The sequence below is a fragment of the Rhodococcus sp. OK302 genome, assembly GCF_002245895.1.
Classification (GTDB): Bacteria; Actinomycetota; Actinomycetes; order Mycobacteriales; family Mycobacteriaceae; genus Rhodococcus_F.
This window is the reverse complement of the sequence record NZ_NPJZ01000001.1, coordinates 1,063,641-1,078,022: the sequence shown is the minus strand read 5'-3', so window position 1 is coordinate 1,078,022 and position 14,382 is coordinate 1,063,641. Positions and strand designations below refer to the sequence as shown.

Here is a 14,382-nt window from a genome sequence, read left to right as displayed (position 1 = left end):
TCCCGATCTGGCACCTACTCCAGAGCCACCTGCATGGTCATTTTCTCGGGCCAGTCGTAACGTTCCGTTCTCGTGTTAACGCAATAGTTCGTCCGTGTAACTGGCCCCTCGAAATTCCCCGGAATCTGGATCTGGCGGCGGACCACATCCGTTCTCCATCATTGAGTGGACGCACAGTTTCAACCCCTCGATCAGGAGGTACCTGCCATGGCAGCTCCCGCAATCAGCACCGCACAACGGACGTATGAACTGGACCGAGCCCACGTCTTCCATTCGTGGTCGGCACAGAAGTCATTGCAGCCCATGGTTGTCGAGCGCACAGACGGCTGCTACCTCTGGGACGGGGACGGCAAGGAATACCTCGACTTCTCTTCCCAACTCGTCTACACCAACGTCGGCCACCAGCATCCGAAGGTTGTTGCGGCAATTCAAGAGCAGGCCGCAAAGCTGTGCACCATTGCGCCGGCTCACGCCAACGAGGCACGGTCCGAGGCAGCGCGTCTGATCGCCGAAATTTCTCCCGAAGGGATGGAACGGGTCTTCTTCACCAGTGGCGGCGCCGATGCCAACGAGCACGCAATTCGTATGGCGCGCTTGCACACCGGACGATACAAGATCCTCTCGGCCTACCGCTCCTATCACGGCGCTACCGCCGAGACGATCAATCTCTCCGGAGACCACCGACGCTGGCCGAACGACTACGGCAACTCGGGTGCCGTCCACTTCCACGGACCATTCCTCTATCGATCCGAGTTCCGTTCCGAGACAGAGGAACAGGAATGTGAGCGCGCTCTGGAACACCTCGAGACGTTGATCCGATTCGAGGGACCGGCAGCCTTTGCCGCCCTCATCGTCGAATCCGTCCCGGGTACGTCCGGCATCATGCCGCCGCCGCCCGGATACATGGCGGGTGTTCGTGACATCTGCGATCGGTACGGCATTGTCATGATCTGTGACGAGGTCATGTCAGGCTTCGGTCGTACCGGCGCGTGGATGGCCATCGACCACTACGACGCAATTCCTGATCTGATCACCTTCGCCAAGGGCGTCAACTCGGGCTACGTACCTCTCGGCGGAGTCATCATCGGCGAGAAGATCTACAACTCGTTTGCCGAGCGTCCGTACCCCGGTGGGATGACCTACTCCGGCCACCCCCTGGCCTGTGCTGCGGCCGTCGCGACGATAACGACGATGCACGAGGAATCCATTGTCGAGAACGCCGAGTTCATCGGCCGCACGTCACTCGGCCCCGGCTTGCGTGCGCTCGCCGAGAAGCACCCCAGCGTCGGCGACGTCCGCGGGCTCGGCGTCTTCTGGGCACTCGATCTGGTGACAAACCGTGAGACCCGAGAGCCACTCTCTCCGTACGGCGGAACCAATGCTGCCATTGGTCAGACGATGGCCGCTGCTCGCGAGGCCGGTCTGCTCGTCTTCAACAACTACCACCGCATCCACGTCGTCCCCCCGTGCACTGTGACGCCCACCCAGGTCAACGCCGCGATGGCGATGCTCGACACGGCACTCGACGTGGCCGACTCGTACTACGACGGCCCGCGGTGACCGCTAGCGGATCGTGACTCCTCGAGCATCCGGTGAGCGATGCTGCCGAGCAGCGCGATACCCGGTTCGATCGACTGCTGCGCAATCGAACCGAAACCCAAGCGCAGGCAGTTGCGGGAACCCGTACCGGGAAAGAAATAGCGCGAACCATCCGCAACCAGAATGCCTTGGCGTGCCGCTCTGTCCGTCAACTCGGCGGCATCGAGATCCTCCGGGCCGGTGTACCAGATGCTGACACCGCCCGGAGGAAACGACGGCGCTTCTACGCGGGGCATGTATTTGTTGACGGAGTCGGTGATGATCTCCCAGTTCTGCTTGAGCCTGCGACGGTGTGAACGCAGAACCTTGTGATAGTCACCGGAGGTGATGAACAGCGCCAACGAGCGTTGGATGTGCCCCGGCAGATGCTTCGTCCGGTGGTGCCGCTCGGCTCGAAGTGCCGCGATAACAGGAGGATCCGCCACGATGTAGCCGATTCGCAGTCCCGCCGACAGGAATTTCGAGAACGATCCGAGATAGATGACGCGGCGGTTGTCCCCCAGCGATTTGAGCGACGGTGTTGGCCGCCCGCGGAAACGGAATTCGCTGTCGTAGTCGTCTTCGATCACGAAACCGTTTCTCTCCTCCAGCAATTCGAGGAGCAACTTGCGCCGGGGGAGGCTCAACGTGACATTGGTGGGGTGATGATGGCTGGGCGTGAGGTACATAGCGTCGAACACTGTCGATTGATCGAATACTGCGCCGCGGCCGTCGACGGGTATCGGAGACAACCCCACTCCGGAGCGCTTGAAGATATGCATGGCGTCGAGGTATCCGGGGTTCTCGAATCCCATGATCTTGCCGGGATGCATCAGTACGTCGGCAATCAACGACAACCCTTGCTGAGTACCACTGGTCACGAGAATCTCGTCGGCGTTCGCCTCGATACCGCGCGACGGGAGAATCTCTTTGCGCAAGGCCTCGACGAGTAGCGGATCATCCTGGTCGACGGCGTCGCGCACGCTGTATTTGAGGTGCGGACCGGTCATTGCCTCACTGGCGGCGCGAAGCCACCCGCGCACCGGGAACGAACGCAGTTCGGGCTGAGAGCTGATGAACGGGTACGGGTAGTCGAATGCGTCAGGGTGCCCGAGGGTTCGAGTGAACTCGACACTTTCTCGCGGTTGCAGCAGGGTGGACCAGTCGACAGGTACTGCGCGCGAAGCCGACTCGACCGGAGATGCGCGGGTGAGCGGAGCGGCCGCGTAAAGTCCACTGCGAGGACGGCTCTCGATGACTCCGAGCGCTATCAACTCGTCATAGGCAGCGGCTACCGTGTTTCGGGAAACACCGAGTTCCTGGGCCAGATACCGGGTGGACGGCATCGGCCGACCGCTGTCGAACACACCGCGAGCAAGTAGATCTTCGATCATCGCTCGAACCCGTCGGTACATCGGCACAGTGGAGTCCGCGTCGAGAAGTGCCGACGTGCCTTGTAACAGTTGACCGAGATCGTCGTGCGATCGCACTGTGCATTCCTCCTTGTACCGGCCCACATTCTGGCCCTCTCAATGCTTGCACAAACTGGATCTTCCATCAGTGCCAGATGCGCCGCAGACTGGGAAATGTGATTCTTCTCCTGGTTGCCTGCATACTCGTCGTCTCAGCGACGATTCAATCGGCAACCGGATCGGGTTTCGGTTTGATCGCCGGACCTACCCTGATTCTCGTTGCACCCCAACTTGTTCCAGCACCGTTGCTGATTCTCACAATTCCGATGATGCTCATGGTGGCGATACGAGAGCGCACACACTGCGACGCTCGGACAGTAGGAATCGCCACCGTCACAATGATTCCCGGAATCGTCGTCGGCCTGTGGTTTCTGCAGCGGGTCGATACCGCGGCCGTGCAATGTCTGGTTGCCGTACTTGCATTGAGTGCAGGGGCGGTTCTGCTCTCGGGCAAGTCTGTAGTGGGTTCGCGACGAACACTTGCCGGCGCCGGCGCGGCGGCCGGATTCATGGGCGCATTGGCCGCGATGCCCGGTCCACCGCTCTCGCTCACCTATCGCCCGAACGACGCCGCCACACTGCGTTCCACGCTCTCGACGATCTTTCTTGTCATGGCGGTGGCAACGCTGCTTGCTCTCGAACTGCAGGTTGGCATCACCGGAACAGAACTACTGACTGCGGCGGTATTCTCTCCCCTACTGGCCTGCGGCCACGTGCTCGGTTCCTACCTGTCGCGGCGAATATCGCTGTCCGCCTTGAGTCGCGCCACCACCTACATCATCATCGCGGCCGCCACGGTACTGCTGGCCAAGAGCGCGGTCGGCCTGACGTAGGTGAATCCGACTTGTAACCTCGCGTCCACACGCAGGCCCTCCAATCTGCCATTTCCAGATGCTTAGTCGCTCTAACTTTCCTACGGTCGTGCCATCTCGGCACGTGACCTACCGGATGGCGACCGTCCTGCGGGACGAGTTCCTCGCAGGCCTGAAGGCACATACGAACGCAAATGCACTGCCCGGAGCGGATTTCCGATTTGCACACGCAGAGACGATCATCCCGTTCGCGGCACTGCTGAAGCTGCCCGGCAGCACAGTTCAGCAGCCTGAGGGCGAGCTGTACACGTACGCGAACAACCCCTGGCGCGGGGAGCACGTCAGCCCGATGGCCGCGAACATCTCGTGGGATGTCTACTCCGGACCCGACAATGCGCAGCTGGTTCGCATGCTCTACAACGAGCGCGAAACCGCGTTTGCCGAGCCCTGCACACCGGTAGCAAGCGGTAGCTTCTTCTACACACCCACCGAGCTCGAGCGTTGCCTACCGGAAATTTCTAGGCAATAAATCGACCGATCGTCGGATTACTTTGGCAGATAGGGCTACTGCCCCAGTTGATGGAGCCGAAAGCCGTCGCAACGACGTTTCCGACACCGGTATTGACGGTCGCGGATAGATAGGGATACGTCCCCATCAGATCGACGATTCCCGACAGGCCCGTATCGGTATTGACCCAGGCAACAGTGACCTGACCGGCGGCCGGCAGCGGCGCGGCCGCCGGGAAGGACTCGAACCGGATATCACCCTTGGCAATGGGTGGATTCGCCTCCGGACCGGATTGCCCGGTCAAACCGGTGAACGATGCCAACGAACCCTGATTGGGGCATCCGACGGTGACGGCGGCGCCACCGAAGGGATGAGGCGGATCCGCGGATGCAGTGCCCGCGTACATAACTGACGCGACGATTGGCAGTCCGACAGCTGCCAGGATTCGGACGGTGCGGGGCACGCTCATGGGAACTCCTCGGTTCGACAATTCCGTTGATCGGATACCCCTGCTACAACCCCTGAAACGATCGGATACCGACCAATCCGAAGCACTAGACAACACGCGTTGTCAGAACTACTCTCGGTGGCATAGCTCACACCTAGCCTTGGAGTGCTCCCATGAAGCGATACGAACTACGCAGTCGCACGGATCGACTGGATCCCGAAACCGACTACGAGGAAATGTCGCGCATCCTGACCACACAAGAATTCCCGTGGGACGTCACCCAGGCACTCAGTTTCGCGCTGTTCCGCACCTACGCTGTGCCCTCCATCGGCAAGCTGCTGTTCTCCACCGGCGAGTTCACCGACAAAGTCCAAAAACGCTACGACGACACCACTCTCATTCTCGACTCGATTCTCGAGCATGGCCTCGGGAGCCCAGAGGGTCGGACAAGTGTCCGGCGAATGAATCAAATGCACGGATCGTACGACATTTCCAACGACGACATGGTTTATGTGCTGTCCACGTTTGTCGTCACTCCCGTGCGCTGGCTCGACGCCTACGGCTGGCGCAAGATGACCACCAACGAAATTGCCGGGTCCGTGAACTACTATCGCCAACTCGGTCGACACATGAACATCAAGGACACTCCCGACACGTACGAAAAGTTTGCAAAGTTCATGGATGACTATGAGAGAGAGCACTTTTCGTTCGACCCCGGCGCTCGTGCGGTCGCCGATGCCACCCTCGACCTGATGTGCACGTTCCCGCCCAACAACTTCGCACCAAAAGCGCTCGTCAAGGGATTTGCGTTCTCTCTCATGGACAACCACCTTCTCGACGCCTTCGGGTACAAACGTCCTTCCGCCGCGATGCGCCTGATCTCGCGGGGCGCCCTCAAAGCCCGAGGCCGACTACTGCGCCTCTTCCCCGTGCGCACCACCCGAAAGTTCGCACGCGAGCAGTCGAGCATTCGCAGCTACCCAGCCGGCTACAAGGTGGAAGAACTGGGAACGTTCCCCACCGGATGCCCCGTCAAGCACCTCAGAACGGACCAACAGGCCCAGGCCTGACGTGCCGACTATTCTGTGACGCATGACTGAGCCTGTAGCCACCGCTGACCTTGCCGACGAAATCGGACCTGACATCCGTAGCTGCGATACGCAGTTCACTCAGTTCGGCGGCCGCGAAATTTTTGCGGGCCCCATCACCACCATCAAGTGCTTCCAGGACAACCTGCTGGTCAAGCAGACCCTCAGCGAACCCGGCAACGGCGGTGTCCTCGTTGTTGACGGTGACGCCGGCATTCACACAGCACTGGTCGGCGACATCATCGCCGGACGGGGCGTCGACAACGGCTGGGCCGGCGTCATCGTCAACGGAGCGGTCCGCGACTCCGCGATCCTGCGCACCCTCGACATCGGCGTCAAGGCACTGGGTACCAACCCCCGCAAGAGCACGCAGACCGGCTCCGGTGAAAAGAACGTGCCCGTCGAAATCGGCGGCGTCACCTTCAATCCGGGCGAGATCGTCTACAGCGACCACGACGGGATAGTCGTCCGCGAAAAGTAGAGACGGGATCAGGCGGGAGCTTCCACCTTGGCAGCCATCCCGCCGATCTCGACCACATCGCCGTCCCGAAGCTGACGGCCTCGACGGTCCTCCACCTCACCGTTGACCGATACCAAACCGTCGGCAATCACTTCCTTGGCCTCGGCACCGGACTCGATGAGGTTTGCGAGCTTGAGAAACTGGCCGAGTCGGATCATTTCGTCACGAATCTGAACTGCAGGAATGTTGGCGGTCATGAGCAACATTCTCCTCCTCCCACAAAACCAGACACGACAGACCACACTGAAGCGGTGAGGACTGATCGACCGGCATGGGAGGAAGCTCGATGGCACCTATCAGCGAAGCCACGGACACAACCGCAGAGTTAGTTGAATCGCCGCCGGAAAGTCCGCGGAAATCGCGCCGGCCCCACAAGGGACGGCTGAGCCAGGTCCCGCATATCTCGGGATTGATCCTCGGAGTGTTCTCCGTCCTGGTCTTCCTGTGGAGCCTTTCTCCCACGCTCAGACATATCGTTCGAGTGCCCCGCGAGTACATCGACAGTTACTACTTCGACGCACCGGATACGAGCCTGTCGTGGGCGCTCGTCGTCGGCCTGCTTGCGGCGGCGCTCGCCAGTCGCAAGCGGATCGCTTGGTGGATACTGACGATCTATCTGTTCCTGAGCGCACTCAACAACGTCAACACCACGATCCGGGAAAAGAACATCAACAGCGCCGTTGCCATTGTGGTTCTGCTGATCGCCGTCGGAATTCTGATCGCTGCACGCCCCGAGTTCTACACACGAGTTCGACGCGGTGCCGGCTGGAAAGCTCTCGGCGTCCTCATCGTCGGCCTGGCATTGGCCACCTTGGTGGGCTGGGGTCTGGTCGAACTTTTCCCGGGAACACTCGAGGGAACTGCTCAGCGATTCTTCTGGGCTCTCAACCGCGTCACCGCCGCCGGAGCGGTCGACAACGAAAACTTCGAAGGCCACCCTCGCGCATTCGTCAACACAATCCTCGGCCTCCTCGGTGCCATAGCCCTGCTCGCTGCCGTCATCACGCTCTTTCGGGCCCAACGCTCCAATAACGCACTGACCGGCAATGACGAATCCGCACTTCGCGGTTTGATCGCGGGTTACGGCGCCGACGATTCCCTCGCCTACTTCGCCACTCGCCGCGACAAGGCCGTCATCTTCGCGCCCAGCGGTAAAGCAGCAATCACGTACCGCGTCGAAATCGGCGTCTGCCTAGCCAGCGGCGATCCCATCGGCGACCCCGAAGCCTGGCCGCACGCCATCGAGGCGTGGCAGGACCTGGCCTCGCAATACGGTTGGGCGACCGCCGTCATGGGGGCCAGCGAAACCGGCGCCACGGCCTACAAGCGAGCAGGTCTGAACGTCCTGCAACTCGGCGACGAAGCCATCCTGCGCACTCGCGAATTCAACTTGAACGGGCGCGATATGCGTCCGGTGCGCCAAGCCGTCACCCGCGTACGACGCCACGGCGTGACGGTCCGGATGCGACGCCACCGCGACGTCTCACCGGAGGACATGTCCGCCGCCATCGTTCGCGCCGACGACTGGCGCGATACCGAAACCGAACGTGGATTCTCGATGGCGCTAGGCCGACTCGGTGATCCTCTCGACGGCGACTGCCTCCTCGTCGAAGCGGTGATGGGCGAAGGAACGGAAGACGCGTCCGTCGTCGGCATGCTGTCCCTCGTTCCGTGGGGACCCAACGGAGTTTCGCTCGACTTGATGCGTCGTAAACCGTCGTCACCGAATGGTGTTGTGGAGTTGATGGTCTCCGAACTTGCGACACGATCCGACGAGATCGGCGTCGTCAAGGTTTCGCTCAACTTTGCCGTGTTCCGTTCGGTGTTCGAGGAAGGCTCACGCATCGGCGCCGGCCCGATCCTGCGCATCTGGCGCGGCGTGCTGGTCTTCTTCTCGCGCTGGTGGCAGCTCGAAGCCTTGTACCGATCGAACGTCAAATATCAGCCCGACTGGGAACCTCGATTCCTGTGCTTCGAAGACAATCGTGAACTCCCACGCGTCGGATTCGCGTCCGCGATCGCCGAAGGCTTCGTCGTCCTGCCCAGCTTCAGCCGCAGATCGAGCAAGGCCACCAAACACACCGGAATTCACGAGGCACTGCCGGCCGCGCTCGTCACTGCCGAAGGTCTGCATGCCGACGGCAGCCCGCCGGACTCCGCACCCGCACTGATCGCGTCGGGACCGCGTCGACCCGAGCAGGTTCGCGTCCGTATGAACAAGCTCGCAGCGCTCGAAGACGAAGGCCTCAGCGCCTACCCCATCGCGTACCCGCCGACGCACACGATTGCCGCGGCGGCACAGTCTCCCGAGGGCACCCGGGTACGCATCGCCGGCCGAATCCTGCGAGTGCGCGATTACGGCGGAGTGATGTTCACGGATGTGCGGGACTGGTCCGGCGATATCCAGATTTTGGTCGATCAAGATCACGTCGGACGCGAAGAGTTGGCGAAGTTCGCCGGCGAATTCGACCTCGGCGACCTGATCGAGGTCAGCGGAACCATCGGGCGCAGCCGAAAAGGCGAGCTGTCGTTGATCGCCACCTCCTGGCGGATGAACGGCAAGTGCCTGCACCCGCTGCCGGACAAGTGGAAGGGTCTCGCTGATCCCGAAACCCGGGTCCGTCAACGCTATCTGGACATTGCTATCAACTCGAAGGCCCGGAAACTGCTCGAGGCCAGAAGTGCCGTCGTGAAGTCACTGCGCGATTCACTCGACAGCCGCGGATTCCTCGAAGTGGAGACACCGATCCTGCAGCAAGTGCACGGCGGCGCCAACGCAGCTCCGTTCCTGACACACATCAATGCCTACAACCTGGATCTGTATCTGCGCATCGCGCCCGAGCTGTACCTGAAACGCTTGTGCGTCGCCGGCATGGAGAAGGTGTTCGAAATCGGTCGGGTGTTCCGCAACGAGGGCGTCGACTTCAAACACAATCCCGAGTTCACGATCCTCGAGGCCTACGAGGCGCACAGCGACTACGAGGACATGATGCGGATGTGCCGCGAGCTCATCCAGGCTGCCGCCCGTGCAGCCTTCGGACGCGAGATCATCATGCGTCCCGGCCCGGACGGCGAATTGGTGGAGGTCGACATCTCCGGCGAGTGGCCGGTCAAGACGATGCACGGTGCCGTCGCCGAAAAGCTCGGTGTCGACGTCTCCCCCGAAACCAGCCTCGAAGAGCTCCAAAAACTGTGCGACGACAACGAAATCCCGTACCAGGCCAACTGGGACACGGGCGCGATCGCGCAGGAAATGTACGAGCATCTGGTCGAGGACTTCACCGAGTTTCCGACGTTCTACACCAACTTCCCCACCTCCATGTCTCCCCTCACCCGCCCACACCGCAGCATTGCGGGCGTTGCCGAGAAGTGGGATCTGGTGGCGTGGGGCGTCGAACTCGGCACCGCGTACAGCGAGCTCACCGACCCGGTGGATCAGCGCAACCGCCTCACCGAGCAGTCACTGCTGGCAGCGGCCGGCGACCCCGAAGCCATGGAAGTGGATGAGGACTTCCTCCAGGCTCTCGAGCACGCAATGCCGCCGACGGGTGGACTCGGGATGGGTGTCGACCGTGTGGTCATGCTGATCACCGGTGGCAGCATCCGCGAAACACTGGCCTTCCCGCTCGCGAAACCACGCCAGTAGGAGTTGTTCCACGTGAAACCACCGGGCGACATGATGACTGTCGGTGGGATCAGGCTGCACGTCCTCGTGGAGGGCGACGGACCCGTCGTCGTCCTCTGCGGAGGCTTGGCCGGCAACTGGTTCGACTGGGACGACTGTGCGCGCCACCTCTCGTCGGACCACACCGTCGTTCGTTTCGACCGGCCCGGCTTCGGACTCAGCGAGCCGTCGCCGGAAGTGCCCAGCGTGCACTGTGAGGCCCAGCGCATAATCGACGTGCTCGACGCCCTAGGAATCTCCGAACCCTCTGTGGCAGTGGGTCATTCGATAGCCGGGTTCTACGTCGAAGGCTTTGCCCGACTGTTTCCCGATCGAGCCGCCGGCATACTGCTCCTCGACTCCAGCGCCGAGAAAAACCCGAAGCGCCTAATCCCCCGAGACATTCTCCTGGCCGCATCCCATACCGTCGCAACATCTTTCATCACCACCGGCCTTCAACGACTACTGGGCACCACCACTCGCAGAATTCTCAACCATTCCGTTCCGCCGGACGGCCCGTCCGCCACCATGGACAACTGGGTCAAGCACATCTACCGCGATCCGCATTATCTTGAAGCGGCACTCGTCGAATACGTCGCCTACACCGATATGGCGTTGGAGCTCAACGAATTACGGGAATCAGAGGATCATCTCCTCCACGATATTCCGATCAGCGTCGTGGCCGCCCACACCGGCCGCAACACACCGTGGTCCGTCGACTGGATGGCCAAGCAACAACGGTTGGCCACCTATCTGGGCGGCCGCTTCCACGTCCTGCGGCCGGCCCATCATCACGCGATGATCGATCAGCCTGAACAACTCGCCGATCTGATCCGCAAACTCACGAAGCCCGAACGTCGACAGTGGCAACACCCACGGCCGTAGGTCACGCGCCGACTATTTTGGCCCCTTGGGGTGCAGGACATCAGTAATGCTTATATAGCCAGCCTTCGGTTCGTTTGGAAGGCTGATCGGCAATAGCCCCATGCTTTCCCGGCGCTCGTTAGCCGAAAAAACATACTGCGCAAATTGGGGCTTAACCTGCACGTCGGGGAACTGTGCGCGAAGCTCCTCAATAATTTCGTAGCCCTCGTCATACCAGTCGAAGACATTTATCCCGGGAAGCCAACACGGCCGCGATGCGAAACCGTCGACCTCCTCCACGAAAAACTTTTGGAAGCGGTCAGTCCACGCCAGTATCTTCTTTCCCAGAGCATCGTCAATCCCAATCTGGCTGGGGAGAACGTACGGCTGCCTCGGCCGGCTGATTCTTACCAGTTCCTTCGAGGGCCAGAGAGAACTGGGATGGCCATAGTCAGGGTAGAGGCGAATGACAAGCCTTTCCGTGCCTTGTATTTCCATTTCTATTCCTTATGTCTTCGCGGAACCGCCTGGGCGCCTGTACTTTCGAGGATCTCGATTCGGCTGTTGAGTCGTTCGATCCTCACGCGCACGCTCCAGATGAGTTCGACGAGGCTTTCCTGCATGATCGGGATAGTGGGCGTGTTGTCAGTCCGCTGGCCACTGGATAACCCGTATTCGACGTCTGATCCCGCCCAGTGAAGAATTTGTCCTGTTTGTCGATGCTTGGGTTCATGCGGGAATCAGGAGCCGCTTGATGTGGTGGCGCGTCGAGGCGATCGGCTGGATCACAGGTAGTCGAGGAGCGCCGCGACATCCAGCGGGTTCGGCCACTGCATGGATTGCTCGGAAAGGGACTTCAAGCCGTCCGCGATGATCCACACTGTGCCCGTTGCATCGACTGCGATTCCCGGTCGGATTGCGAAGATCGGTGCGCTTTTCACCGGTTCGAGTGTGGTGGCATCGAGGAGCGTGAGCAGTCGATACCGTTGTGTCGGGTCACAGTCGACCGGCCGCTGCCCGATCGGAGAGGTGTCACTCGATGGATGAGCCACCGTACAGACATAGGCGCCTACCTGCCTGACGTGGAACGGCTCCCCACCGAGATCGTGCACATCGCCCAGCGACAGGCCGGGAAGGATCGATGACGCGGTACCGTGATTGAACAGCCGCACCGGGGATCCAGCGAGGAATAGACGTTGGCGACGCGGTCCTGGAATCGATGACAGGACAGGCCCGGTGGTGACGTCCCCGGCAGTGGTGACCCGGATCAACCGTCTGCTCGACTCTCCGTCGGATTTTCTCGCCTCGAGCAATACCAGAAACGAATCACCTTCTACAGCAATACTGTTGACGTATTCGTGCGGAGTCTTCACTGCAACCGGATCGCAGTCCGGCGAGTGCAACCACCACCGTCCACCCGGTGAGCAGGCCAGGAAAATTTCCCCGACGACTGCACCGGCGTGTACCGCGAGGTCGCTGACGCGGCGAGGTTCGAATCCAGGTGTGCATCGGTAGGTTCCGTCCGTACCGGCCACCCAGCACCCGCCCGGGGTGGCCCACACGTGCCGTGAGACTCCGATCGGCCCGGGTAGGAGATGCTCGGTAGCAACATGTTCGGAGTCGATGCTCGCTACGAGTGGTAGTCCGCTGTCGACCGTCCACAACACATCTCCCGCCGCACTCACATCACCCGGAACGAAACGCGGCCGAACGGGGTGGGGTGGGACGTCGTCGAGGTCGAGTTCGATCCATGCCCCGTCTTCGCGGTCCACCTCGTACACGTCGTCGCGCATGAACACGTCGGTGTCGAAGAACCGTGGCGATTCGGTGACCTCGCGCAGTGAGCGGTGTCCTGGCACAATCGCCCACCCGTGACTGTCGGGTTCTCTCCGGTATCGCATGCTGACCAACTGGACCCGCGTCACGCGCCCACGCACTCGTGATGTGATCTGGTGACTCAGCGTTCCGTAGAAGCGACCGGTCAACTCCACGTGACCGGAGCGTGGACAAAATCCTCGCCACGACGCTTCCCACCCGTCACCGCGTAACACCCCGCTCCATTCCCAGCGGCGCGGTGAATCCTTCCCCGTGTACTGAAAGATTGGGGGTTGTCCATCGGCTATGAGGACCGCACGAATCGTTACGGTGTCCATGTCCTCGGCAGGGAGTTCCGTGAACTGAAGCGGGAAATCGAGCACCATGCCGATCTTCGGCGGCGGTATCTCCCCATCCTCGATGGCGAGTCCGTCGATCTGCACGGCGAGCGTGCGGTGGCTGCTCATGCGCCTTTCGGTGAAGTCATAGCGTCGACAGTACCCAAAGCTGCTTTAGGAAAGTCCGCATTCAATCCCGACCCCGTGCACGCGTCATCGAAGAAGACTTCCGACGGAAGAACTTGCAGGGTCCCCGCGGGGACGTCTCGGCTCCATGCTTCCGATGGCCTCTCACTGACCAAGACTGTCGAAACTCGAACGCACTCACACTGTTAGAACAGGTGAGTGAAGCTAGGTTTTTTGACCGCCGCCCTACCGATGCTCAGCCTCGAACAGATCGCGGCGTGGGCCGCCGAAACCAGCTACGAAGCACTGGAAGTCGCCACCTGGCCGAGCGTCGGACGGCAGTTCTACGAAGCTGCCCACCTGCCCGTCGAAACGTTCGGCGCCCGCGAGGCAGAGCACACCCACGAACTCCTCGAGCGCCACGGCCTGTCGATTTCGGCCCTCGCGTACTACGAGAACAACCTCCACCCCGATCCCGCGAGACGCGACGCGATCAGAACCCACCTGAAACGGGTGATCGATACCGCGTCGACGCTGGGGGTTCCGTCTGTGGGGACGTTCATCGGGCGTGACTGTACAAAACCCGTCGCCGAGAACATGGCCGACGCAGAACCGGCTTTCCGCAAGATCGTCGACTACGCCGGCGAACGCGGGGTGAAGGTCACTATCGAGAACTGCCCGATGGAAGGGTGGCACCCCGACGGATATCCGGCCAACCTTGCCTACTCTCCCGAGCTGTGGGAGTGGATGTTCGATCTGGGGCTCTACTTGAATTGGGACCCTTCACATCTGGTGTGGCAGGGCATCGATCCACTGACCACCATCGCGCCGTACGCACACCGAATTGTGCATGCCCAGGCCAAGGACATCGAAATCCAGAAGGACCGGATCAATCGATACGGAATCTTCGGCAAAGCTGTACGCGAAAACCCGTGGGACGTCGGATGGTGGCGCTACCGAGTCCCCGGACGCGGGCAGATCGACTGGAGCCCGATCATCGACGCCCTCTACGAACATGGTTTCACCGGAACACTTTCCGTGGAACACGAGGACCCTGTGTGGCGCGGCGGAGAACAGCGCATCAAAACCGGGCTGAAGATCGCCGAGAGTACCCTGCGCCCCCTCATAGTTTTATGATCACCACTACCG

Annotated in this window: 13 protein-coding genes; 8 read left to right on the top strand and 5 right to left on the bottom strand. The window is 61.1% G+C overall.

All coding sequences use genetic code 11. The annotated features are described in order from the left end of the window. The first annotated feature begins 207 nt into the window (after window positions 1-207). Window positions 208-1,560: an aspartate aminotransferase family protein gene (locus tag BDB13_RS04840; RefSeq protein ID WP_094270638.1), complete on the top strand. Its 1,353-nt coding sequence runs from the start codon at window positions 208-210 to the stop codon at window positions 1,558-1,560. Here BDB13_RS04840 and pdxR read toward each other — a convergent pair. Beyond that, a complete protein-coding gene (gene pdxR, locus BDB13_RS04835) occupies window positions 1,542-3,068 on the bottom strand; it encodes a MocR-like pyridoxine biosynthesis transcription factor PdxR (protein ID WP_141210613.1) in 1,527 nt (508 codons plus the stop codon). The two genes, BDB13_RS04840 and pdxR, sit on opposite strands and share 19 nt — an antisense overlap. A 98-nt stretch (window positions 3,069-3,166) precedes the next feature. Here pdxR and BDB13_RS04830 point away from each other — a divergent pair, with 98 nt between their 5' ends. Together BDB13_RS04830 and BDB13_RS04825 are read left to right on the top strand one after the other, a co-directional pair. Next, window positions 3,167-3,883, top strand: a complete 717-nt coding sequence (locus BDB13_RS04830; RefSeq protein WP_169636801.1) for a sulfite exporter TauE/SafE family protein — start codon at window positions 3,167-3,169, stop codon at window positions 3,881-3,883. Between the two features lie 88 nt (window positions 3,884-3,971). Continuing rightward, window positions 3,972-4,391, top strand: a complete 420-nt coding sequence (locus tag BDB13_RS04825) for a histidine-type phosphatase (protein WP_254922713.1) — start codon at window positions 3,972-3,974, stop codon at window positions 4,389-4,391. On the opposite strand, the gene BDB13_RS04820 is transcribed toward BDB13_RS04825, so the two are convergent. After that, window positions 4,381-4,839 carry a hypothetical protein gene (locus BDB13_RS04820; RefSeq protein WP_094270635.1) on the bottom strand — a complete coding sequence of 153 codons (459 nt, stop codon included), beginning with the start codon at window positions 4,837-4,839 and terminating at the stop codon, window positions 4,381-4,383. The two genes, BDB13_RS04825 and BDB13_RS04820, sit on opposite strands and share 11 nt — an antisense overlap. A 152-nt stretch (window positions 4,840-4,991) precedes the next feature. On the opposite strand from BDB13_RS04820, the gene BDB13_RS04815 reads away from it, so the two are divergent. Beyond that, window positions 4,992-5,888 carry an oxygenase MpaB family protein gene (locus BDB13_RS04815; RefSeq protein ID WP_094270634.1) on the top strand — a complete coding sequence of 299 codons (897 nt, stop codon included), beginning with the start codon at window positions 4,992-4,994 and terminating at the stop codon, window positions 5,886-5,888. 22 nt (window positions 5,889-5,910) lie between these two features. Continuing rightward, window positions 5,911-6,387: a ribonuclease E activity regulator RraA gene (rraA, locus tag BDB13_RS04810; RefSeq protein WP_094270633.1), complete on the top strand. Its 477-nt coding sequence runs from the start codon at window positions 5,911-5,913 to the stop codon at window positions 6,385-6,387. Window positions 6,388-6,395: 8 nt separating this feature from the next. Here the strand turns inward: rraA and BDB13_RS04805 are convergent, their stop codons facing one another. Next, a complete protein-coding gene (locus tag BDB13_RS04805; RefSeq protein ID WP_094274684.1) occupies window positions 6,396-6,623 on the bottom strand; it encodes an RNA-binding S4 domain-containing protein in 228 nt (75 codons plus the stop codon). A gap of 89 nt (window positions 6,624-6,712) precedes the next feature. Between BDB13_RS04805 and lysX the strand changes: the two genes are divergently transcribed. Together lysX and BDB13_RS04795 are read left to right on the top strand one after the other, a co-directional pair. Beyond that, window positions 6,713-10,072: a bifunctional lysylphosphatidylglycerol synthetase/lysine--tRNA ligase LysX gene (gene lysX / locus BDB13_RS04800; RefSeq protein ID WP_094270632.1), complete on the top strand. Its 3,360-nt coding sequence runs from the start codon at window positions 6,713-6,715 to the stop codon at window positions 10,070-10,072. 30 nt (window positions 10,073-10,102) lie between these two features. Next, window positions 10,103-10,975: an alpha/beta fold hydrolase gene (locus BDB13_RS04795; protein ID WP_094274683.1), complete on the top strand. Its 873-nt coding sequence runs from the start codon at window positions 10,103-10,105 to the stop codon at window positions 10,973-10,975. Between the two features lie 12 nt (window positions 10,976-10,987). Here the strand turns inward: BDB13_RS04795 and BDB13_RS04790 are convergent, their stop codons facing one another. Together BDB13_RS04790 and BDB13_RS04785 are read right to left on the bottom strand one after the other, a co-directional pair. Beyond that, window positions 10,988-11,452: a hypothetical protein gene (locus BDB13_RS04790; protein ID WP_254922712.1), complete on the bottom strand. Its 465-nt coding sequence runs from the start codon at window positions 11,450-11,452 to the stop codon at window positions 10,988-10,990. 287 nt (window positions 11,453-11,739) lie between these two features. Then, window positions 11,740-13,236, bottom strand: a complete 1,497-nt coding sequence (locus BDB13_RS04785) for a hypothetical protein (protein ID WP_094270631.1) — start codon at window positions 13,234-13,236, stop codon at window positions 11,740-11,742. 216 nt (window positions 13,237-13,452) lie between these two features. Between BDB13_RS04785 and BDB13_RS04780 the strand changes: the two genes are divergently transcribed. Then, the gene (locus BDB13_RS04780; RefSeq protein ID WP_094270630.1) at window positions 13,453-14,370 is read left to right on the top strand and encodes a sugar phosphate isomerase/epimerase family protein; all 918 of its coding nucleotides are present in this window, start codon (window positions 13,453-13,455) and stop codon (window positions 14,368-14,370) included. Window positions 14,371-14,382: the final 12 nt, after the last annotated feature.

Bases quoted from the DNA above. Each gene is read 5' to 3' on its own strand.
- BDB13_RS04840 (WP_094270638.1), top strand. From the start codon at position 208: ATGGCAGCTCCCGCAATCAGCACCGCACAACGGACGTATGAACTGGAC.
- BDB13_RS04820 (WP_094270635.1), bottom strand. From the start codon at position 4,839: ATGAGCGTGCCCCGCACCGTCCGAATCCTGGCAGCTGTCGGACTGCCA.
- BDB13_RS04815 (WP_094270634.1), top strand. From the start codon at position 4,992: ATGAAGCGATACGAACTACGCAGTCGCACGGATCGACTGGATCCCGAA.
- rraA (WP_094270633.1), top strand. From the start codon at position 5,911: ATGACTGAGCCTGTAGCCACCGCTGACCTTGCCGACGAAATCGGACCT.
- BDB13_RS04805 (WP_094274684.1), bottom strand. From the start codon at position 6,623: ATGACCGCCAACATTCCTGCAGTTCAGATTCGTGACGAAATGATCCGA.
- lysX (WP_094270632.1), top strand. From the start codon at position 6,713: ATGGCACCTATCAGCGAAGCCACGGACACAACCGCAGAGTTAGTTGAA.
- BDB13_RS04795 (WP_094274683.1), top strand. From the start codon at position 10,103: ATGATGACTGTCGGTGGGATCAGGCTGCACGTCCTCGTGGAGGGCGAC.
- BDB13_RS04790 (WP_254922712.1), bottom strand. From the start codon at position 11,452: ATGGAAATACAAGGCACGGAAAGGCTTGTCATTCGCCTCTACCCTGAC.
- BDB13_RS04785 (WP_094270631.1), bottom strand. From the start codon at position 13,236: ATGAGCAGCCACCGCACGCTCGCCGTGCAGATCGACGGACTCGCCATC.